Here is a 21,416-nt window from a genome sequence, read left to right as displayed (position 1 = left end):
CCCGCCGCAAGCCTGTGGCGGGCGTTTTCCCGCCGCCGCCGGGGTGGAATCCGACGAACTGCGTTTTTCCGGCAAAAGGCCAGCCTCCTATTACACTTTCCTACAGCTCTTTCTTACTAATTCTCCTGCCGCGGAAGAGGTCGTTGCGCTCCTCCCTGGCCGACACAACGGATGGGTCGGATTCATGGTCGTGCACCCTGTTTTGCGAACCGGGCTGGTTTTCGCCGTGCTGGCCTGCGCGGGTCCGCCCGCGGCCGCGGATGACCTTTACGGCTGCGCGCAACCGGTGCGCCTGGCGTTCTACCGCAACCAGGTGTTCTACCACGACGGCAAGGGCCTGGACGCCGACCTGGTGGCGGAGCTGGCGCGCCGCACCGGCTGCGCCTTCGAGGTCTCGGTGCGGCCGCGGGCGCAGATCTGGACGGCCCTGCAGCGCGGCGAACTGGACATGGCCACCAGCGCCGTGGCCACCGTCGAGCAGCGCCGCTACGCCTACTTCGTGCCCTACCTGCGCCTGCGCGAACGGCTGATCGTGCCGCTGGACCTGTCCGCCGACCTGCACAGCCTGGACGACTTCCATGCGCTGCCGGGCGTGCGCCTGGGCGCGGTCGCCGGCTACAACCACGGCCCCTACCTGGACGCCATGCTGCGCATCCTGCGCAGCGAGGGGCGGGTGCGCGAATACGTCGACGAGACGGCCTGCTTCAACGCCCTGCTGGGCGGCGAGGTGGACGGGCTGATCGGCCACGAACTGAGCCTGTCCGGGCTGCTCCACGAGCCGGCGCTGCGCCACCGCTTCCGCGGCATCGACGTGGCCCGCGGGCCCGGCGTGCCGCGCAGCCTGGTGCTGGCCCGCGGGCGTTTCAGCGCGGCGCAGAGCGCGCAGTGGCAGCGCCTGTTCGAGGACCTGCGGCTGGACGGCTCGCTGGTCCGCATCTTCCTGCGCAACGCGCCGCTGGACGTCGCCGCGGCGCTTCTCGACAACGGCTACCGGCCGACCCCCGACGGGCAAGGCGGACAGGATGAGGCACCATGAGGGCAGACAAACGCGGCATCCCCCTGCAGGTCCTGGTGACCGGCGCCATCATCCTGAGCATGCTGGTGCTGGCCGTGTCCCTGCTGGTGCAGGGCTACCGGGGCGTGGAAGGGGCGTTGGTGACGGCGGCGGGGGAATCCGCAGCGCAGCTGGGGGTGACGGTCAACGAGCGCATCCGCCGGCTGCTCGACCCGGCGCAGAACACCCTGCGCCTGCTCAGCTACGACGGCATCTCGCAGACCGACAACCTGCCGGCGCGCCTGGAGCGCCTGCCGATGCTGGCCGAGAACCTGCGCGCCAACCGCACCCTCAGCGCGCTCTACGTCGGCTACCCGAACGGCGAGTTCCTGCTGATCCGCGCCCTGCGCACGACGAAGGCGCGGCAGGCGCTCAAGGCCCCGGACAAGACCTTCTACCTGGTGCAGAGCCAGACCCTCGGCGAGCAGGGCGCGCTGGTCGGCGAGTGGCGCTTCTACGACGCGCGCCTGCAACTGCTGCAGCGCCAGGAACGCCCCGACTACCGCTACGACCCGCGCCAGCGCCCCTGGTACAAGGACGCCTATGCCGGCAAGGGCACGGTACTGACGCAGCCCTACGTGTTCTTCACCACCCAGGAGATCGGCCTGACCCTGGCCCTGCGCAGCGTCGACGGCGCGGCGGTGATCGGCATGGACGCCTCGGTGGACGACCTGGCCACCGAAATGGGCGGCCTGCGCCAGACCGCCAACACCGAGCTGGCGGTGCTCGGCGCACAGAACACGGTGATCGCCTACCCGGACCTGGAGCGTTTGCTGCTGCACCAGGGCGGCGAGGTGCGCCTGGCGCATCTCGACGAACTCGGCGTGCCCAGCCTGGAACGCCTGGTGGAGCTCGGCGGCCCGCCCGGCACGCCGCAGCGCTACCAGGTGGCGGGCGAGGACTGGTACGGCATCTGGGTACCGCTGGTGAGTTTCGCCAGCGGCCAGGCGCGGGTGCTGATCGGCATCCCGGCCGACGAACTGCTGGCCGGCGCGCGGCAGATGCTGCTGCGCCAGGCCGCCTGGAGCGGCGCGCTGCTGCTGGCCCTGCTGCTGCTCGGCTGGCTGATCGGCCGGCGCATCGCCCGCCCGCTGCGGGCCCTGGCCGACCAGGTGGGGGCGCTGGCGGCCTTCGACTTCGCCCGGCCGGTGGGCGTCGACTCGAAGATCCGCGAGGTGCGCGAGCTGAGCCGGGTGCTCGGCGGCATGTCGCGGACCATCCACAACTTCCAGGGCATCACCCTCAGCCTGAGCCGTGAGACGCGCCTGGACAGCATGCTCGCCGAGGTGCTGTCGCGCCTGGTGGTGGCCACCGGCGTGCAGGGCGGCGCGGTGTACCTGCTGCAGGAACAGGACAACCGCCTGGCGCAGGCCTGCGCGGTGAACGGCGAGCACTACCCGCAGTCGCTGCTCATCGAGGGCTTCGACGAGGCGCAGCTGGCCAGCCTGCTGGACCAGGCCCTGAGCGGCCGCGGCCGGCACATGGAGGTGCCGCTGAGTAATCGCAGCGGGGAGCTGCTGGGCATCCTGGTGCTGCAACTGCAGGAGGAGGGCGAGCGCCGGCGCACGCCGCGGCGGCCGTTCAAGCGCTTCGTCGAGGAGCTGTCCGGCGCCGCCGCCGTGGCCATCGAGACGCGCCAGCTGATCGAGGCCCAGCAACGCCTGCTGGACGCCATCATCAAGCTGCTGGCCGACGCCATCGACGCCAAGAGCCCCTACACCGGCGGCCACTGCGAGCGAGTGCCGCAGCTGGCCGACATGCTGCTGCAGAAGGCCATCGACGACCGTGACGGGCCCTACGCGGCCTTCGCCATGAGCGACGCCGAGCGCTACGAATTCCAGATCGCCGCCTGGCTGCACGACTGCGGCAAGATCACCAGCCCCGAGTACGTGGTGGACAAGGCCACCAAGCTGGAGACCCTGTACAACCGCCTGCACGAAGTCCGCATGCGCTTCGAGGTGCTCTGGCGCGACGCCGACATCCGCTACTGGCGCGACCGCGCCGAGGGCGGCGAGGAAAGCCAGCTGCGCGAGCGGCGCGATGCCGAGCAGCAGGCGCTGCGCGAGGACTTCGCTTTCGTCGCCCAGGCCAACGTCGGCGGCGAGTTCATGAAGGACGAGGACATCGAGCGCCTGGCGCGCATCGGCGAGCGCCGCTGGTGGCGGCACTTCGACGACCGCATCGGCATCTCCCACGACGAGGCCGAGCGCCTGGCCGCGACGCCAATCGAGCCGTTGCCGGCGGAGGAGCGCCTGCTGGCCGACAAGCCCGCGCACCAGGTGCCCTGGGGCGAACGCAAGCCGCCGGTGGCCAAGGACGACCCGCGCAACACCTGGGGCTTCGACATGCGCCTGCCGGCCTTCGCCAGCCACTACGGCGAGCTGTACAACCTGGGCATCCGCCGCGGCACCCTGACCGACGAGGAGCGCTTCAAGATCAACGAGCACATCGTCCAGACGCTGATGATGCTCAGCGCGCTGCCGCTACCCCGGCACCTGCGCCGGGTGCCGACCATCGCCGCCAACCACCACGAGAAGATGGACGGCACCGGCTACCCGCGGCGGCTGTCGGGCGAGGCGATGAGCATTCCCGAGCGGATCATGGCCATTGCCGACATCTTCGAGGCGCTGACCGCCGCCGACCGCCCCTACAAGGCGCCGAAGACGCTGTCCGAGTCGCTGAAGATCCTCGCCTTCATGGCCCGCGACCGTCATGTGGACGCGGGGCTGTTCCGGCTGTTCGTGGCCAGCGGCGTGTACCGCGAGTACGGCGAACGCTTCCTGCGGCCGGAGCAGATGGATGTGGTGGACGAGGCGGCGGTGCTGGCCATCGTCGAGGCGGGGCAGGCGGAGAAGGCCTGAGCCGCGGCGCAATGCGGTTCACTACGGCGTTATCCGCCGAATCGCGGACGGAGTCCGCTACGGGGGAGGCATACCGTGCTTCCCGGCAACCTGTAGGAGCGGGCCCTGCCCGCGATTCGCGCGCAGGGCGCGCTCCTACATGGAAATGGCGTGGGTGGGGCAGCGTAGGAGCGGATCTCATCCGCGAATCGCGCCGGATCGTCCGGCTATCGCGGACAAGGTCCGCTTACGGGGGAGGAATACTGTGCTTCCCGGCAACCTGTAGGAGGCCCTGCCCGCGATTCGCGCGCAGGGCGCGCTCCTACATGGGGACGCTGCGGGTGGGGCGGCATAGGAGCGGATCTCATCCGCGAATCGCGCCGGAGGTTCCGGCTATCGCGGACAAAGTCCGCTACGGGGGAGGCATACCGTGTTTCCCGGCAACCTGTAGGAGCGGGCCCTGCCCGCGATTCGCGCGCAGGGCGCGCTCCTACATGGGAATGGCGTGGGTGGGGCAGCGTAGCGGATCTCATCCGCGAATCGCGCCGGATTGTCCGGCTATCGCGGACAAGGTCCGCTCCTACGGGGGAGGAATACTGTGCTTCCCGGCAACCTGTAGGAGCGGGCCCTGCCCGCGATGGGATTCACCGGCACGAACAACGGGGCGGCGTCAGCGCGCCGAGTCCAGCGCCACGCTGCCCTCGGCCTGGAACAGCACCAGGTGGTCGGCGGCCACGCCGATGCCCACTTCCTCGCCCGGCTGGTGGTCGGCATGGCTGGGGAAGATCGATTCCAGCAGGGTGCCGGTGGCCAGTTGCAGGCGGTACAGGGTGGCCGCGCCGAGGAACGACTTGCCGACGATGCGCGCCTTCAGGGTGCCCTGGGGGGCGTAGACGAGGTCGTCCGGGCGCAGCAGCACGTCCACCGCGCTGCCCTGGGGCAGGCTGTAGGCGCGGTTGCCGCGCAGCACGCCCAGTTCGGTCTGTACGCTGTCCGGGTCGAGCATCTGCCCGCGGATGAAGTAGCCCTGGCCGATGAAGCTGGCGACGAAGGGCGTCTGCGGCTCGTGGTAGAGGTTGAAGGGAGTGTCCCACTGCTCCAGGTGACCGTGCTTGAACACGCCGACCTGGTCGCTGACGGCGAAGGCCTCTTCCTGGTCGTGGGTCACCAGCACGGCGCTGGTGCCGCGCGCCTTGAGGATTTCGCGGACCTCGTGGCTGAGCTTGCGGCGCAGCTCCACGTCAAGGTTGGAGAAGGGCTCGTCGAGCAGCAGCAGCAGCGGCTCGGGGGCCAGCGCGCGGGCCAGGGCCACGCGCTGCTGCTGGCCGCCGGACAGCTCGTGGGGGTAGCGCCGGCCGAGCTTGTCGAGCTTCACCAGCTCCAGCAGCTCGGTGACGATGCGCCGGCGTTCGGGGTGCTTGCGGATGCCGAAGGCGACGTTGTCCTCCACCGTCAGGTGCGGGAACAGCGCGTAGTCCTGGAACACCATGCCGATGCGGCGCTTCTCCGGCGCCAGGGTGAAGCCGGGGCGCGAGATGGTCTCGCCGGCCAGGTGGATCTCGCCTGCCTGCACCGGCTCGAACCCGGCGATGGCGCGCAGGGTGGTGGTCTTGCCGCAGCCGGAAGGGCCCAGCAGGCAGCCGATGTCGCCGGCGTTCAGGTGCAGGCTGACGTCCTGCACCACGCGCTGCTGCCCATAGCCACAGGAGAGGTTTCTGAGTTCGAGCAACAGCGGTCGGGTCATGGATCGGGCCGTGGAGAAAGAAGCGGAGGCAGAGAGTTTACACGTGGCGAATGAGAATTACTCGCCGGCGCGAACGCGGCGACCCCGTGCCGCACGGCGGGCCGGGGCCGTGCGGCTGGGTGAAGGTCAGGCGTAGTGGGCGTGTTCGACCAGCAGTTCGAGCAGCGCCTTCTGCGCGTGCAGGCGGTTCTCCGCCTGGTCCCAGGCCACCGAACGCGGGTCGTCCAGCAGGTCTTCGCTGATCTCCTCGCCACGGTGCGCCGGCAGGCAGTGCATGAACAGCACGTCCGCGGCGGCGCCGTCAAGCAGTTCGCGGCTCACCTGGTAGGGGCGGAAGGTGCGCAGGCGCGCCTGGGCTTCGTCTTCCTGGCCCATGGAGGCCCAGACGTCGGTGCTCACCAGGTGCGCGCCGGCCACCGCCTCGCGCGGGTCGCGCACCACGCGCACGCGCTCGCCGGCCAGTTCCTGCAGCGCGGCGCTGGGCTCGTAGCCTTCGGGGCAGGCCACGCGCAGCTGGAAGTCGAAGCGGATGGCCGCCTCGATGTAGCTGTTGCACATGTTGTTGCCGTCGCCGATCCAGGCCACCGTCTTGCCGGCGATGCTGCCGCGGTGCTCGTGGAAGGTCTGCATGTCGGCCAGCAACTGGCAGGGGTGCAGGTCGTCGGACAGGCCGTTGATCACCGGTACGCGGGAGTTGGCGGCGAACTCGGTGAGGGTGCTGTGGGCGAAGGTGCGGATCATCACCGCGTCGACCATGCGCGACATCACCTTCGCCGCGTCGGCGATGGGTTCGCCGCGGCCCAGCTGGGTGTCGCGCGGGGAGAGGAAGATCGCCTGGCCGCCGAGCTGGATCATGCCGGCTTCGAAGGAGATCCGCGTGCGGGTGGAGGCCTTCTCGAAGATCATGCCCAGCACGCGGTTCTTCAGTGGCTCGTAGAGCACGCCTCGGTCGCGCAGGTCCTTCAGCTCGCTGCCGCGGCGGATCAGACCGAGGAGTTCGTCGGTCGTGTAATCCAGCATCGAGAGGAAGTGCCTTGCGCTCATGATTCAGTACCTACTGCTTGTTCTCAGAGTTGCGACCGAGGGTCTGGCCGGCTTTTCGAGAAAAAACGGACTGAACCTGCGGCCTGACCGCATGCAGCGGAAATTTAGGGGGAAGACGCGATCCTATAAGGAAATTACGCATCCACGCAAGTTTGCCGCGGAGAGCCCCGCCAGGCCCGGTGACGGCGGGTTTCGGAACATTTCGCAAACGAACGGAAAGGTCCTATTGGGTCTGGCGAGCGGGACTACATAAATGCCCGCGTCTCCCTTGATAGCTTTTCGCCGCCGCCGAGTCCGGCGGCACAAGCCATTAGGAGAAGCTTTCAATGAAGAAATTATGGATGAGCACCGCCCTGGCAGCGGTGATCGTGACCGCCAGCGGTTGCACCAGCTACAACGTCAACCAGCCGTCGGCGCCCATGGATGGCGTGGTGAGCACCGACCTCAAGGCCGACGTCCGCGTCGGCGAGCCGATCACCGGCCAATCCTCGGTGAACATCCTGTTCGGCTTCCTCAAGTTCGGCGGCGACAACCAGTTCGCCGACGGCGTGGCCTACGGCGGCACCGACGGCGGCTCGCTGCTGTCCTTCGACCCGGTGTCCAGCGTCAAGTCCGCCGCGGCCTTCAAGGCCGTCAAGAGCTCCGGCGCCGACCTGATCGTCGCGCCGCGCTACGAGGTGTCGGTACAGGACTACTTCGTGTTCAAGAAGGTCGACGTCAAGGTCACCGGCAACAAAGGCAACATCGCCGGCATCCGCTGATGCCGGCACGGTCGGCATCCCCCCTCTGCCGACCGTCGTCCCCTGGTGGAGGGCCGGCCTCGTGCCGGCCCGATTCACGTCTATATCCCTCGATTCACTGCACTTAGGCTTGTGGCGTTCGCCGCGGCGCGGTTCCATAGTGCTCGCTCTGGTAACGACCGGCCCATGAAGGCCGGCGCAACAACAAGAGGCGAGCCATGAGCAAGACCCTCCACCACCGTGCGTGCCACCTGTGCGAGGCCATCTGCGGCCTGACCATCGAAACCGAGGACCAGCGCATCCTGTCGATCAAGGGCGATGCGCAGGACAGCTTCAGCCGCGGCCACATCTGCCCCAAGGCAGTGGCCCTGCAAGACATCCAGAACGACCCCGACCGCCTGCGCCAGCCGATGCGGCGGGTCGGCGGCGAGTGGCAGCCGATCGCCTGGGACGAGGCCTTCGAGCTGGTCGCCGCGCGCCTGGCGGAGATCCGCGAGCGCCACGGCAACGACGCGGTGGCCGTGTACCAGGGCAACCCCAGCGTGCACAACTACGGGCTGATGACCCACAGCAACTACTTCCTCGGCCAGTTGAAGACGCGCAACCGCTACTCGGCCACCTCGGTGGACCAGCTGCCGCACCACCTGGTCAGCCAGCAGATGTTCGGCCACGGCCTGCTGATCCCCATCCCGGACATCGACCACACCGACTTCATGCTGATCCTCGGCGGCAACCCGCTGGCCTCCAACGGCAGCATCATGACCGTGCCGGACGTGGAGAAACGCCTCAAGGCCCTGAAGGCCCGCGGCGGCCGCCTGGTGGTGGTGGACCCGCGGCGCACCGAGACCGCGGCGCTGGCCGACCAGCACCTGTTCATCCGCCCGGGGCAGGACGCGGCGCTGCTGCTGGGCATCCTCGACGTGTTGTTCGGTGAGAACCTGGGGCGCGTCAGCCACCTGCCGGTGGTTGGGCTGGAGGAGGTGCGCGCGGCGCTGGCGCCCTTCGGCGTCGAGGCCATGGCGCAGCGCTGCGGCGTGCCGGCGGCGAGCATCCGCGCCCTGGCCCGGGACCTCGCCGCCGCCGACAAGGCGGTGTGCTACGGGCGCATGGGCGTTTCCACCCAGCGCTTCGGCACCCTCTGCCAATGGCTGGTGCAACTGATCAACCTGGTCACCGGCAACCTCGACCGCGTCGGCGGCAGCCTCTGCACCACGCCGGCCGTGGACCTGGTGGCGAGCACTTCCGGCGGCGCCTTCGGCCGCTGGCGCAGCCGGGTGTCCGGCCTGCCGGAGTACGGCGGCGAGCTGCCGGTGGCGGCCCTGGCCGAGGAAATGCTCAGCGAGGGCGAGGGCCAGGTCCGCGCGCTGATCACCGTGGCCGGCAACCCGGTGCTCTCCACCCCCAACGGGCGGCGCCTGGAGCAGGCCCTCGACGGCCTGGAGTTCATGCTCGCCATCGACCTCTACATCAACGAGACCACGCGCTACGCCGATCTCATCCTGCCGCCCACCGCGCCGCTGGAGCACGAGCACTACGACAGCACCTTCAACGTCTTCGCGGTGCGCAACGTCACCCGTTTCAACGAGGCGGTGCTGCCCAGGCCCGCCGGCGCGCTGCACGACTGGGAAATCTTCGTCGGCCTGGCCAAGGCCTATGCTGCGCGCCAGGGCTCCGAGCTGAAGCCGACCATGGCGCCGGAACAGATGATCGACATGGGCCTGCGCTTCGGTCCCTATGGCGATGCCAGCGAGCACAAGCTCAGCCTGGTGCGCCTACGCGAGCATCCCCACGGCCTGGATCTTGGCCCGCTGCGGCCGAACCTGGCGGCGCGCCTGAAGACTCCCAGCCGGCAGGTGGAAGCCGCGCCGGCGTTGTTCCTCGCCGACCTCGGGCGCTTCGCCGACACCCCGGCGCCGGCCGAGGGCCAGTTGCTGCTGATCGGCCGCCGCCACGTGCGCAGCAACAACTCCTGGATGCACAACTACCACCGCCTGGTGAAGGGCAAGCCGCGCCACCAGTTGCTGATGCACCCCCGGGACCTGGCCAGCCGCGGCCTGGTGGACGGCCAGCGGGTGCGGGTGCGTTCGCGGGTGGGCAGCGTCGAGATCGAGGTGGCGGCCAGCGACGAAGTGATGGCCGGCGTTGTCAGCCTGCCCCATGGCTGGGGCCATGCGCGCCCCGGCGTGCAACTGGCCATCGCCAGCGAGCAGGGCGGCGCCAGCGCCAACGACCTGACCGACGAGCGCCACCTCGACACGCTGTCCGGCAACGCCGCGCTCAACGGCGTGCCGGTGGAGGTGGAGGCGGCCTGAGGCGCGCGGCAAAGCCGAGCGCTGTGCTCGGCTTTCCGGTACACTGTCGGCAAAGTACCGGCTGCATTGCCGGGCAGTAGCGAAGTTCAGCCGAGGTTAGCCAATGGACATCATCGATACCATCAAAGAGCAGATCGCCAACAACCCCATCCTGCTGTACATGAAAGGTTCGCCGAACGCTCCGCAGTGCGGTTTTTCCGCCCGTGCCGCGCAGGTGCTGATGGCCTGCGGCGAGAAATTCGCCTACGTGGACATCCTGCAGAACCCGGAAATCCGCGCCAACCTGCCGAAGTACGCCAACTGGCCGACCTTCCCGCAGCTGTGGGTGGGGGGCGAACTGGTCGGCGGTAGCGACATCCTCGTCGAGATGTTCGAAAAGGGCGAACTGCAGCCGCTGATCAAGCAGGCCGTCGGCAAGACCGAAGCCTGATCGCAGGCGTAGTCGCCGTAGCGAAGAACCCCGCGCCAGCGCGGGGTTTTTCATTTGTGCGGAGAAAGGATTCGAACCGATGGACGACCGCAAGAGAGCCCGCGCGGCCCGCTGGGCCTGCGCCTTCTGCTTCGGCGCCGGTGGGCTGGTGCATGGCAGCGCCATGGGGCGCATCCCGGCGCTGAAGAACCTCGCCGGCGTCGACGAGCAGGGCCTGGGCCAGGCGCTGCTGGGCGCCGGGCTCGGCGCATTGCTGGCGTTCTCCTTCGCCGGCTCCCTGGTGCGGCGCCTCGGCAGCCGGCGGGTGACCCTGGCCAGCGCCGCGGCGCTGCTGCTGGTGTTCCCGCTGCTGGGGCTGTGCCAGAGCTGGTGGGCGCTGGCTCTCGCGCTGCTGCTGGTAGGGCTGACCTTCGCCACCCTGGACGTGGCGATGAACACCCAGGCGGTGGAGGTGGAGCGCCTGCTGGGCCGGCCCTGCCTGTCCAGCCTGCATGGCATGTACAGCCTCGGCGGCCTGCTCGGCGCGTTGGGCGCGGCCTTGCTGGCGGGGCTCACGCCGTTCTGGCATTTCAGCCTGCTCGCCGTGCTGGCGCTGCTGGCGCTGCCGCTATTCGGCCGGCGCCTGCTGGAAGGGCGCAGCGAACCACAGGCCGACGCGCAACCGCGCCGGCGGGGGCTCCGGCTGCCGCCGGCGGCGCTGGTCGGCCTGGGGCTGCTGACGCTCTGCGCCTTCGTCTCCGAAGGCGCGGTGGCGGATTGGAGCGCGCTGCTGCTGCATAGCGTGCTGGGCGCTTCGGAGCGGATGGCCGCGCTAGGCTTCGCCGCCTTCTCGGCGACCATGGTGATCGGCCGGCTGTTCGGCGACCGGTTGCGCGTGCACGTCGCCGACGTGGCCCTGGTGCGCGGGCTCAGCCTGCTGGCCATCGCCGGCATGCTGCTGGCGCTGTTCGGCGGCCGCGTCGAGCTGTCGGTGGCGGGCTTCGCCCTGGTCGGCCTGGGCCTGTCGGTGGTGGTGCCGATCCTCATCGGCGCGGCCGGCAACCGGCCGGGCGTGGAGGCATCGAGCGGGGTCGCGGCGGTGGCGTCGTTCGGCTATGGCGGGCTACTGCTGGGGCCGCCGCTGATCGGCATCCTGGCCGAGCACATCGGCCTGCGCCTGGCATTGCTGGTGGTGGTGGGGCTGTGCGCGGGGCTGCTGTTCTGGGCGCACCTGGTGCGCCGCCCGCAGCAGGCGGGGTAGGGAAGGGCGGGGGCGCCGCGCGGGGCGGCGCCCGCAACCGTCAGTCGTCTTCGTGCATGTGCGACTGCAGGTAGTTCTCCAGGCCGACCTTCTGGATCAGGCCGAGCTGGGTCTCCAGGTAATCGATGTGCTCTTCCTCGGATTCGAGGATGTTCTTGAGCAGATCGCGGCTGACGTAGTCATGCACGCTTTCGCAATGCACGATGGCCTCGCGCAGGTCCTTCGCGGCCTTGAGTTCCAGGTTCAGGTCGCACTGCAGCATTTCCTGGGTGTTCTCGCCGACCAGCAGCTTGCCCAGGTCCTGCAGGTTGGGCAGGCCCTCGAGGAAGAGGATGCGCTCGATGAGCTTGTCCGCATGCTTCATCTCGTCGATCGACTCGTGGTACTCGTGGGCGCCGAGGCGCTTCAGGCCCCAGTCGTTCCACATGCGCGAGTGCAGGAAGTATTGGTTGATGGCGATCAGCTCGTTACCGAGGACCTTGTTCAGATGCTGGATGACTTTCTTGTCGCCTTTCATGCCGAGTCCTGCCGTGTGGAGTGGGTAGGACTGGAATTTTCGCCCTCTTATAACCGGATGTCAAACGTAAGCTATTGATTTAGTTATAAAAAAGAATATGAATACGAATGTTTTCATTCCGCAGTTAGACGCTAAATCCTTGAATTGCGGGCATAAAAAAACCGGGCCTGGGCCCGGTTCTTCTGGCGTATGCCGAATCGGCATCGCTCAACTGGCGGCATAGGCCAGCGAGTAGTTCATCGTTTGCGCGCCCTGCAGGTCGCCGAGGGTCTCGCGGACCACCTGCTTGGCGAGGCAGGCGCACTTGCCGCACTGAGTGCCGACGCCGGTGCTTTCACGCACTTCGCGGTAACTGCAGCATCCCTCATAGATCGCGTCGCGGATCTGGGTATCGGTAACACCTTGGCAGAGGCAGACGTACATGGATGGCACTACTGGTGTGGGGTTGTTGGCGTCGATACTAATGTTAATGAGAATGATTGTCAAAGCTTGAGAGGAGACTTTTTGGCGTGTCGACGAACGGTCTTTCGGGGGGAAGGACCCAATCGCGGACGGAGTCCGCTCCTACGGTTCCAGGAAGCATGGCTTTTCGTAGGATGGCGTTGAGCGAAGCGATACCCATCACCACGGCAGCATGGGTATCGCAAGCTCAACCCATCCTACGAAGAGCACCTCGGCGTAAGCCTGAGGTTCAGGGAGGTACGGGCGGAGGAGCGGACTCCGTCCGCGATGGGGTTCACCGGCCACGCCGGACGCCCCGGTGGCACGAACAGCCCCAGGCATCGATCCAATAAAAAAGCCCCGCATCGGCGGGGCTTTCTCATAGCAAAGGGCCAAGAACAAGGATCAGTCCTCATCCTCCATCCACCCACCGCATTCCTTCCAGCGGTTGACGATCCCGCAGAACAGCTCCGCGGTCTTCTCGGTGTCGTAGCGCGCCGAGTGCGCCTCGCGGTTGTCGAACTCCATGCCGGCGGCCTGGCAGGCCTTGGCCAGGACCGTCTGGCCGTAGGCCAGGCCGGCGAGGGTGGCGGTGTCGAAGCTGGAGAAGGGGTGGAACGGGTTGCGCTTGATCCCGGTGCGGTTCACCGCGGCGTTGAGGAAGCCCAGGTCGAAGCTGCTGTTGTGGCCGACCAGGATCGCCCGCTTGCAGCCGTTGGCCTTCAGCGACTTGCGCACGCCACGGAAGATCTCGGTGAGCGCCTGCTCCTCGGCCACCGCCATGCGCAGCGGGTGGTCGAGCTTGATGCCGGTGAACTCCAGGGCCGCCGGCTCGATGTTGGCGCCTTCGAAGGGCTCGACGCGGAAGAAATGGGTATGTTCCGGGAACAGGTAGCCGTTCTCGTCCATGCCGATGGTCACCGCGGCGATTTCCAGCAGGGCGTCGGTGGCGCAGTTGAAGCCGCCGGTCTCGACGTCCACCACCACCGGCAGGTAGCCGCGGAAGCGGCGCGCCATGGGGTGGCGCGGGCCGGGGGGGAAGTTGCCGTCGAACTCCTCTTCGTAATGCTCCTCGCTCATGCGCCGGCCTCCAACAGGCGCCAGCGCAGTTTTTCGCCGGCGCGCAGGGGCACCACCTCATGGTCGCCGAAGGGCAGGCTGGCCGGCGCCTGCCATTCCTCGCGGACCAGGGTGATGCTGTCGGCGTTGCGCGGCAGGCCGTAGAAGTCCGGGCCGTGGAAGCTGGCGAAGGCTTCCAGCTTGTCCAGGGCGTTGCGCTGCTCGAAGGCCTCGGCGTACAGCTCGATGGCGGCGTAGGCGGTGTAGCAGCCGGCGCAGCCGCAGGCCGCTTCCTTGGCGTGGCGGGCGTGGGGCGCCGAGTCGGTGCCGAGGAAGAACTTCGGGTTGCCGCTGGTGGCGGCGTCGAGCAGGGCTTCCTGGTGCACGTTGCGCTTGAGGATCGGCAGGCAATAGAAGTGCGGGCGGATGCCGCCGACCAGCATGTGGTTGCGGTTGTACAGCAGGTGGTGGGCGGTGATGGTGGCGCCGACGTTGGCCGGGGCGGCCAGGACGAACTGCGCCGCATCGCCGGTGGTGATGTGCTCGAACACCACCTTGAGCGTCGGGAAGCGCTCGACCACGCGGGCCAGGTGCTCGTCGATGAAGCGCTTCTCGCGGTCGAACACGTCCACCTCGGCGCGGGTCACCTCGCCGTGCACCAGCAACGGCAGGCCGACCTCGGCCATGGCCTCGAGCACGTGGAAGATGTTGTCGATGCTGGTCACGCCGGAATCGGAGTTGGTGGTGGCGCCGGCCGGGTACAGCTTGGCCGCGTGGACGAAGCCGCTGGCCTTGGCGTTGCGCACGTCCTCGGCGCTGGTGCGGTCGGTGAGGTAGAGCACCATCAGCGGTTCGAAGCGGCTGCCGGCCGGGCGCGCGGCGAGGATGCGCTGGCGGTAGGCGTCGGCTTCGCCGGTGTTGCGCACCGGCGGCACCAGGTTGGGCATGATGATGGCGCGGCCGAAGGTGCGCGCGGCATCGCCGACGGTCTGGGCGAGGGCGGCGCCGTCGCGCAGGTGGATGTGCCAGTCGTCGGGGCGCAGCAGGGTCAGGCGGTCGGACATGGGGATACCAGAGGACGATTTGCAGCGGAATTGAAGTGGGGAAATGCTACCGGAAAAGCCCGCCGCCGGCACTCGCTATCAAGTTTTGCCGAGCCCGTCCGATATCTCCTGGGTACTTTCCAGCATTACCCGGAGCCGTCCGTGCGCCATTCCTACTTTCTCCTGCTCGGCCTGTGCGCCAGCCTGCCGGCCTGGGGGCTGACCTTCCAGACGCGCCTGGAGAACGCGCGCTGGACGGCGGCGGGCGACCAGTTCGAATGCCGCCTGTCGCAACAGGTGGACGGCTTCGGCGTCGGCGAGTTCGTCTGGCGCGCCGGCGAGCAGCCGACCTTCCGCCTCAAGCCGCAGCGCAACTGGACCGGCGGCGGTTCGGCGACGCTCCTGGCGGCGGCGCCGCCGTGGCGGCCGACCCAGGGCGACATCAACCTGGGCTCGGTGGCCCTGGTCGCCGGCGAGGTGTCCTTCACCAGCAGCCAGCAGCAGGCCGGGCGCCTGCTCGACGGCGTGCTGGAAGGGCGCAGCCCCGAGGTGCGCCTGCGCGCCATGGGCGGCCAGGACCTGCGGGTGCGCCTGCTGCCGGCGCGCTTCGCCGATGGCTACGCGCAGCTGCAGGATTGCTCGACCAAGATGCTGCCGGTGAACTTCGAGCAGGTGCGCCAGGCGCAGGTCGGCTTCCCCGGCGGCGGCGACGCCCTGGACGCCGTGGCCCGCGCCAAGCTGGACATCGTCCTGCAGTACCTCAAGGCCGACCCGACGGTGAACCGCATCGAGCTGGACGGCCATTCCGACAACAGCGGCAACCGCCTGAGCAACCGCGACATCTCGCGGCGCCGCGCGGTGGCGGTGATGGAGTACCTCAAGGCCCACGGCGTGCCCGAGGAGCAGATCACCGTGCGCTTCTACGGCGAGCGCTACCCGCTGGTGAAGAACAACTCCGAGGCCAACCGCGCGCGCAACCGCCGGGTGACCCTGCACCTGTCCCGCGAGGCCGTGCCGGAAACCCCGCCGGCGCCCACCGCCGCGCCCAACGCGACGCCGCCCGCGCCGCCAGCCCCCGCGCCCGCTGCCCCGCAGGCCAAGACACCGGCCGGCAACGCCCCGGCTTCGGCGCCGCCGGGCCAGTCGCCAGCACGCGGCGCCTAGTCGCACTCACGATAGAATCTGTCGCTTTGTCGTCAAAAGCTGTCGCGCCTCTGTAATTTCCTGAAGCGCGGCAGTAGAATCGGGGGTTTTCGTGACAACCCCCCGTGGAGTGATGGCATGGCGGACGTGAAGAAGGTAGTCCTGGCGTATTCCGGTGGCCTGGATACCTCGGTGATTCTCAAGTGGCTGCAGGATACTTATAACTGCGAAGTGGTGACCTTCACTGCCGATCTCGGCCAGGGCGAAGAGGTCGAGCCTGCCCGCGCCAAGGCCAAGGCCCTGGGTGTGAAGGAAATCTACATCGAGGACCTGCGAGAAGAGTTCGTCCGCGACTTCGTCTTCCCGATGTTCCGCGCCAACACCATTTATGAAGGCGAGTACCTGCTGGGCACTTCCATCGCCCGTCCGCTGATCGCCAAGCGCCTGATCGAGATCGCCAACGAGACCGGCGCCGACGCCATCTCCCACGGCGCCACCGGCAAGGGCAACGACCAGGTGCGCTTCGAGCTGGGCGCCTATGCGCTCAAGCCGGGCGTCAAGGTCATCGCCCCCTGGCGCGAGTGGGACCTGCTGTCCCGCGAGAAGCTGATGGACTACGCCGAGACCCACGGCATCCCGATCGAGCGCCACGGCAAGAAGAAGTCGCCGTACTCCATGGACGCCAACCTGCTGCACATCTCCTATGAAGGCGGCGTGCTGGAAGACACCTGGACCGAGCACGAAGAGGACATGTGGAAATGGACAGTCTCCCCGGAGAAGGCCCCTGACGCCCCCACCTACATCGAGCTGACCTACCGCAAGGGCGACATCGTCGCCATCGACGGCAAGGAACTGACCCCGGCGCAGGTGCTGACCGAGCTGAACCGCATCGGCGGCGCCAACGGCATCGGCCGCCTCGACATCGTCGAGAACCGCTATGTCGGCATGAAGTCCCGCGGCTGCTACGAGACCCCCGGCGGCACCATCATGCTCAAGGCCCACCGCGCCATCGAGTCGATCACCCTGGATCGCGAAGTCGCCCACCTGAAGGACGAGCTGATGCCGCGCTACGCCAAGCTGATCTACACCGGCTACTGGTGGAGCCCGGAGCGCGAGATGCTGCAGCAGATGATCGACGCCTCCCAGGAGTACGTGAACGGCGTGGTGCGCCTGAAGCTGTACAAGGGCAACGTCATCGTGGTTGGCCGCAAGTCCGACGACTCGCTGTTCGACGCCAACATCGCGACCTTCGAGGAAGACGGCGGCGCCTACAACCAGGCCGACGCCGCGGGCTTCATCAAGCTCAACGCGCTGCGCATGCGCATCGCCGCGAACAAGGGCCGCAAGCTGTTCTGATAAGCTTGCCAGCCTGAGCCAGACAAGCCCCGGCCACGAGCCGGGGTTTGCTTTTATGCGCCCGAAACGGGCCGGATGAGGAGAACGACCCCCATGAGACTGCTGCATACCATGCTGCGCGTCGGCGATATGGACAAGTCCATCGCCTTCTACACCGAAGTCCTGGGCATGACCCTGCTGCGCCGCAAGGACTACCCGGACGGCCAGTTCACCCTGGCCTTCGTCGGCTACGGCGCCGAGGACGAGAACAGCGTCATCGAGCTGACCTACAACTGGGGTGTGGACAAGTACGAGCTGGGCACCGGCTACGGCCACATCGCCCTGGAAGTGGACGACGTCTACAAGGCCTGCGAGGACATCCGCTCGCGCGGCGGCAAGATCACCCGCGAGCCGGGCCCGATGAAGCACGGCACCAGCATCCTGGCCTTCGTCGAGGACCCGGACGGCTACAAGATCGAGCTGCTGTCGCCGCAGCGCAAGGACTGAGCCGGAAAACGAAGCCCCGCCACGGCTACGGCGTTATCCGCCGAATCGCGGACGGAGTCCGCTCCTACGACTCCAGGAAGCGCGGCTTTTCGTAGGATGGCGTTGAGCGAAGCGATACCCATCACCACGGCAGCATGGGTATCGCAAGCTCAACCCATCCTACGAAGAGCCCCTCGGCGTAAGCCTAAGGTTCAGGGAGGCAGGGGCGTGGGAGCGGACTTTGTCCGCGATCGGATTCACCGGCCACGCCGCACGCCCCGGTGGCAGTCCCGTAGGATGGGTTGAGCGAAGCGATACCCATCGCCACGGCTACGGCGTTATCCGCCGAATCGCGGACGGAGTCCGCTCCTACGACTCCAGGAAGCGCGGCTTTTCGTAGGATGGCGTTGAGCGGAGCGATACCCATCACCACGGCAGCATGGGTATCGCAAGCTCAACCCATCCTACGAAAAGCACCTCGGCGTAAGCCTAAGGTTCAGGGAGGCGCGGACGTAGCGGACTTTGTCCGCGATTGGGCTCACCGGCCACGCCGCACGCCCCGGAGGCACGAACAGCCAGAGGGCTGGGGCGAGGGGGCGGAGCCGGGATCAGGCGCCATGGCCGCGCCGGAAAAACGAAGCCCCGCCAAGTGCGGGGCTTTTTCATGCGGGGCAAGGCTCAGAGATCGAAATCGTAGTCCGACAGCTGGCGCTGCAGGCGGCGCTCTTCGAGGTAGTTGTCGATGATGCGGCGCTTGGTGAGGTTGGTCTTGGCGACTTCGACGACGGCTTCGACGCTGTCGTCGGCATCGTCGGTGCTCACTTCGTCTTCGAGCTCGAGATCTTCTTTATCGGCCATAACGATCACTCCAACGTGCGGGGTGTGCTTGGCGCCCCTTATAGCGACAAAGCTCGGGGCGGTAAAAAAGATTTTTTCAATGAGCAGCGATGCTTTTGACGATAGCACTCAATCGTCGGAAGTCTTGTGCTTGTACTCGCACAGGTCCTCGATGCGGCAGCTGCCGCACTGCGGCTTGCGCGCCTTGCAGACGTAGCGGCCATGCAGGATCAGCCAGTGGTGGGCGTCCAGCAGGTATTCCCTGGGCACGAACTTGAGCAGCTTGCGTTCCACCTCCAGGACGTTCTTCCCCGGCGCGATGTTGGTGCGGTTGGCGACGCGGAAAATATGCGTGTCCACCGCCATGGCCAACTGGCGGAAGGCGGTGTTGAGCACCACGTTGGCGGTCTTGCGCCCGACGCCGGGCAGGGCCTCCAGGTCCTCGCGGTTCTCCGGCACCTTGCTGCCGTGCTTCTCGATGAGGATGCGGCAGGTCTCGATGACGTTCTTCGCCTTGCTGTTGTACAGGCCGATGGTCTTGATGTACTCCGACAGCCCGTCCACGCCCAGGGCGTAGATGGCTTCGGGAGTGTTGGCCAACGGGTAGAGCTTGGCCGTGGCCTTGTTCACCCCGACGTCGGTGGCCTGGGCGGAGAGGATCACCGCGATGAGCAGCTCGAAGGGCGAGTCGTAGGCCAGCTCGGTCTTGGGGTCGGGGTTGTCTTCTCGCAGTCGGCGGAAAATCTCCGCGCGCTTGGCGGCATTCATTCGATCACTCCGGTCACGCGGACGCGCTGGCGCTCTGCGGCGGGTACGTTGCCCGCCTGCGCCTTGGCGCGTTCCGCCAGGCTTTCATCGATACGGTTCTTCAGGGCTATCAGCAGGCCCAGCAGGAGGAAGGCGCCGGGCGGCAGCACGGCGAGCAGGAAGCCCTGGTAGTCGGCTATCTGCAGCTTCCAGCCTGCGGCGGCCGGACCGAACAGCAGGTTCATGTCGGCCAGCAGGGTGCCGTGGCCGATGAGTTCGCGCAAGGTGCCCAGCACCAGCAGCACCAGGGCGAAGCCGGCGCCGGTCATCAGGCCGTCGAAGGCCGCGCGGGCCACGCCGTTGCGCGCGGCGAAGGCCTCGGCGCGGCCGAGGATCACGCAGTTGGTGGTGATCAGCGGGATGAAGATGCCGAGGATCTGGTACAGCTCGTAGGTCCAGGCCTGCATCAGCAGTTCGATGCAGGTGGTCAGCGCGGCGATGATCAGCACGAACACCGGCAGCCGCACCGCCTCGCCGACCCAGCGGCGCGTCGCGGAGATGGCGGCGTTGGAGCAGGCCAGCACGAAGATGGTCGCCAGGCCCAGGCCGAGGGCGTTGACCATGGAGTTGCTGGTGCCCAGCAGCGGGCACAGGCCCAGCAGCTGGACCAGGCCGGGGTTGTTCTGCCACAGGCCCTGGCGGGCGATCTCGCGGTAGCTATTCATGTTGTTCGCCTCCGGCCGCCGGCGCGAGCAGCGCGGCCTTGTGCGCATCGAAATACTGCAGCGCCTTGTGCGTGGCCTTGACCACGGCGCGCGGGGTGACGGTGGCGCCGGCGAACTGGTCGAACCGGCCGCCGTCCTTCTTCACCTTCCAGCCGGCCTCGTCCGGGTCGGCCAGGGAGCGGCCGTCGAAGCCGTGCAGCCAGTCGCTCTTGCCCGGCTCGATCTTGTCGCCCAGCCCTGGGGTTTCCTTGTGCGCCACCACGCGCACGCCGAGCAGGCGGCCTTCGGCGCTGACCCCCACCAGCAGCTCGATGGCGCCGCTGTAGCCGTCCGGCGCGGTGGCCGGGAGTATGACGCCGGTGGCGCGGCCCTGCAGGCGGGCGACGAAGGCCTGGGCCGGCTGCGGCTTGCCCAGCAGCTTGGGTTCGAAGACTTCGACGGGAGCGTCCAGCGGGTGGTTGTCGTAGCTGCCCGGCGGCAGCAGTTCCAGCAGCAGGCGCCCGCGCGCCTCGCGCTGGGCCTGCTCGATGCGCGCCTGGGTGAACTGGTGGACGACGGCCACCAGGCCGACGCAGAGCACCGCGAAGGCCCCCAGCAGCAGGGCGTTCTTCAGCATGGAACGGCGGCTGTCGGCCATCTCATTCCCCCAGCTTGAAGCCGCGCTTGGGCTTCTTGTGCCCGTAGGTGCGCGGGCGGGTGTAGTAGTCGATGGTCGGCGCCGCCAGGTTCATCAGCAGCACGGCGAAGGCCACGCCGTCGGGGTAGCCGCCCCAGGCGCGGATCACGTAGGTGACGATGCCCACGCCGAGGCCGAACACCAGGCGCCCGCGGTTGCTGGTGGCGCCGGAAACCGGATCGGTGACGATGAAGAACGCGCCGAGCATGGCCGCGCCGCTGAACAGGTGGAACAGCGGCGAGCCGTGGGAGTCCGAGCCCGAGCCGTTCCAGAACAGCAGGCTCATGACGAACAGGCCGCCGAGCATGCCCAGCGGCGCATGCCAGGTGAACAGCTTGCGCCAGAGCAGGAACAGGCCGCCGGCGAGGAAGGCCAGGTTGACCAGTTCCACGCCGCGTCCGCCGACATGGCCGAAGGCCGTGCTCTGCGTCACCAGCTCGTCGATGGTCAGGCTGTGGTTGTTCTTCAGCACGTCCAGCGCGGTGGCGCCGGCCCAGGCGTCCGGCGGCGGCGCGCCCAGGCCGAGGATGCGCGACAGGCCGTCGACCAGGCCGAGGCCGGCGTCGGGGCTGGGCCAGCGCGTCATTTCCAGGGGGAAGGACACCAGCACCACCACGTAGCCGAGCATCGCCGGGTTGAACGGGTTCTGCCCGAGGCCGCCGTACAGGTGCTTGCCGAACACCAGGGCGAAGGCGCTGGCCAGCAGGCTCAGCCACCAGGGCGCGTAGGGCGGCAGGGCCAGGGCCAGGAGCACGGCGGTGACCAGCGCGCTGCCGTCCTTGAGGAACACCGCCAGCGGGCGCTTGCGCAGGTGCAGCATCAGCGCTTCGGTGCCCAGGGCCACGGCGCTGCACCAGAGCAGGTTGAACAGCGGGCCGACGCCGTACAGGGCGATCAGCGCCAGGGCGCCCGGGGCCAGCGCGGCGAGCACCTGCAGCATGACCTTCTGCGTGCGGTTGGCGCCGGTGGCGTGGGGCGAGGAAAAACGCGGCAGGGCCATGGG

Annotated in this window: 20 protein-coding genes; 9 read left to right on the top strand and 11 right to left on the bottom strand. The window is 68.0% G+C overall.

Features of this window, described 5'->3' with window-relative positions; genetic code table 11:
* Positions 1 to 184 precede the first annotated feature (184 nt).
* Positions 185 to 1,036 (top strand): substrate-binding periplasmic protein, encoded by an 852-nt coding sequence (locus tag RN02_RS18625; protein WP_043315845.1) that lies wholly within the window; start codon positions 185 to 187, stop codon positions 1,034 to 1,036.
* A complete protein-coding gene (locus tag RN02_RS18620; RefSeq protein WP_043315843.1) occupies positions 1,033 to 3,915 on the top strand; it encodes an HD domain-containing phosphohydrolase in 2,883 nt (960 codons plus the stop codon). Before RN02_RS18625 ends, RN02_RS18620 begins: the two co-directional genes overlap by 4 nt.
* Before the next feature lie 649 nt (positions 3,916 to 4,564).
* Here RN02_RS18620 and RN02_RS18615 read toward each other — a convergent pair.
* Positions 4,565 to 5,638: an ABC transporter ATP-binding protein gene (locus RN02_RS18615; RefSeq protein ID WP_009618384.1), complete on the bottom strand. Its 1,074-nt coding sequence runs from the start codon at positions 5,636 to 5,638 to the stop codon at positions 4,565 to 4,567.
* A gap of 126 nt (positions 5,639 to 5,764) precedes the next feature.
* Complete coding sequence (argF, locus tag RN02_RS18610; RefSeq protein WP_009618386.1) at positions 5,765 to 6,682, bottom strand: ornithine carbamoyltransferase; 918 nt, start codon at positions 6,680 to 6,682, stop codon at positions 5,765 to 5,767.
* Positions 6,683 to 7,008: 326 nt separating this feature from the next.
* Here argF and RN02_RS18605 point away from each other — a divergent pair, with 326 nt between their 5' ends.
* The 4 genes from RN02_RS18605 to RN02_RS18590 all read left to right on the top strand — a co-directional run bounded on the left by RN02_RS18605 (position 7,009) and on the right by RN02_RS18590 (position 11,404).
* A complete protein-coding gene (locus RN02_RS18605; protein ID WP_009618388.1) occupies positions 7,009 to 7,443 on the top strand; it encodes a hypothetical protein in 435 nt (144 codons plus the stop codon).
* Positions 7,444 to 7,640: 197 nt separating this feature from the next.
* Entirely contained in the window at positions 7,641 to 9,734 is a 2,094-nt protein-coding gene (locus RN02_RS18600) for a molybdopterin oxidoreductase family protein (RefSeq protein WP_043315841.1), read from the top strand.
* 103 nt (positions 9,735 to 9,837) lie between these two features.
* The gene (gene grxD, locus RN02_RS18595) at positions 9,838 to 10,164 is read left to right on the top strand and encodes a Grx4 family monothiol glutaredoxin (RefSeq protein WP_009618392.1); all 327 of its coding nucleotides are present in this window, start codon (positions 9,838 to 9,840) and stop codon (positions 10,162 to 10,164) included.
* A 79-nt stretch (positions 10,165 to 10,243) separates the two neighbouring features.
* Positions 10,244 to 11,404 carry an MFS transporter gene (locus RN02_RS18590; RefSeq protein ID WP_043315839.1) on the top strand — a complete coding sequence of 387 codons (1,161 nt, stop codon included), beginning with the start codon at positions 10,244 to 10,246 and terminating at the stop codon, positions 11,402 to 11,404.
* A 40-nt stretch (positions 11,405 to 11,444) separates the two neighbouring features.
* Here RN02_RS18590 and bfrB read toward each other — a convergent pair whose 3' ends face one another.
* The 4 genes from bfrB to pyrC all read right to left on the bottom strand — a co-directional run bounded on the left by bfrB (position 11,445) and on the right by pyrC (position 14,485).
* Complete coding sequence (gene bfrB / locus RN02_RS18585) at positions 11,445 to 11,921, bottom strand: bacterioferritin BfrB (RefSeq protein WP_043315837.1); 477 nt, start codon at positions 11,919 to 11,921, stop codon at positions 11,445 to 11,447.
* Positions 11,922 to 12,128: 207 nt separating this feature from the next.
* Positions 12,129 to 12,344: a bacterioferritin-associated ferredoxin gene (locus RN02_RS18580; protein ID WP_009618406.1), complete on the bottom strand. Its 216-nt coding sequence runs from the start codon at positions 12,342 to 12,344 to the stop codon at positions 12,129 to 12,131.
* A 423-nt stretch (positions 12,345 to 12,767) separates the two neighbouring features.
* Positions 12,768 to 13,442 (bottom strand): ribonuclease T, encoded by a 675-nt coding sequence (rnt, locus tag RN02_RS18575; RefSeq protein WP_009618408.1) that lies wholly within the window; start codon positions 13,440 to 13,442, stop codon positions 12,768 to 12,770.
* Entirely contained in the window at positions 13,439 to 14,485 is a 1,047-nt protein-coding gene (gene pyrC / locus RN02_RS18570) for a dihydroorotase (RefSeq protein WP_043315835.1), read from the bottom strand. The genes rnt and pyrC overlap by 4 nt, the downstream gene beginning before the upstream one ends.
* A 141-nt stretch (positions 14,486 to 14,626) precedes the next feature.
* Between pyrC and RN02_RS18565 the strand changes: the two genes are divergently transcribed.
* From RN02_RS18565 to gloA, 3 genes are all read left to right on the top strand, one after another.
* Positions 14,627 to 15,628, top strand: coding sequence for a flagellar protein MotY (locus tag RN02_RS18565; protein WP_043315833.1), 1,002 nt, complete (start codon positions 14,627 to 14,629; stop codon positions 15,626 to 15,628).
* A gap of 117 nt (positions 15,629 to 15,745) precedes the next feature.
* Positions 15,746 to 16,963, top strand: coding sequence for an argininosuccinate synthase (locus RN02_RS18560; RefSeq protein WP_009618414.1), 1,218 nt, complete (start codon positions 15,746 to 15,748; stop codon positions 16,961 to 16,963).
* A 93-nt stretch (positions 16,964 to 17,056) separates the two neighbouring features.
* Positions 17,057 to 17,449 carry a lactoylglutathione lyase gene (gloA, locus tag RN02_RS18555; protein ID WP_009618415.1) on the top strand — a complete coding sequence of 131 codons (393 nt, stop codon included), beginning with the start codon at positions 17,057 to 17,059 and terminating at the stop codon, positions 17,447 to 17,449.
* A gap of 657 nt (positions 17,450 to 18,106) precedes the next feature.
* Here the strand turns inward: gloA and RN02_RS18550 are convergent.
* The 5 genes from RN02_RS18550 to RN02_RS18530 all read right to left on the bottom strand — a co-directional run bounded on the left by RN02_RS18550 (position 18,107) and on the right by RN02_RS18530 (position 21,413).
* Positions 18,107 to 18,286 (bottom strand): PA3496 family putative envelope integrity protein, encoded by a 180-nt coding sequence (locus RN02_RS18550; protein ID WP_009620730.1) that lies wholly within the window; start codon positions 18,284 to 18,286, stop codon positions 18,107 to 18,109.
* A 108-nt stretch (positions 18,287 to 18,394) separates the two neighbouring features.
* Entirely contained in the window at positions 18,395 to 19,033 is a 639-nt protein-coding gene (nth, locus tag RN02_RS18545) for an endonuclease III (RefSeq protein ID WP_043315830.1), read from the bottom strand.
* Entirely contained in the window at positions 19,030 to 19,737 is a 708-nt protein-coding gene (locus tag RN02_RS18540; RefSeq protein ID WP_043315827.1) for an electron transport complex subunit E, read from the bottom strand. Before RN02_RS18540 ends, nth begins: the two co-directional genes overlap by 4 nt.
* Entirely contained in the window at positions 19,730 to 20,374 is a 645-nt protein-coding gene (gene rsxG / locus RN02_RS18535; RefSeq protein WP_043315824.1) for an electron transport complex subunit RsxG, read from the bottom strand. Before rsxG ends, RN02_RS18540 begins: the two co-directional genes overlap by 8 nt.
* Before the next feature lies 1 nt (position 20,375).
* A complete protein-coding gene (locus tag RN02_RS18530; protein ID WP_043315822.1) occupies positions 20,376 to 21,413 on the bottom strand; it encodes an RnfABCDGE type electron transport complex subunit D in 1,038 nt (345 codons plus the stop codon).
* Positions 21,414 to 21,416: the final 3 nt, after the last annotated feature.

The sequence above is a fragment of the Pseudomonas sp. PI1 genome (genome assembly GCF_000812405.1).
Classification (GTDB): Bacteria; Pseudomonadota; Gammaproteobacteria; order Pseudomonadales; family Pseudomonadaceae; genus Pseudomonas; species Pseudomonas citronellolis.
This window is presented reverse-complemented; position numbering and strand designations above follow the sequence as displayed.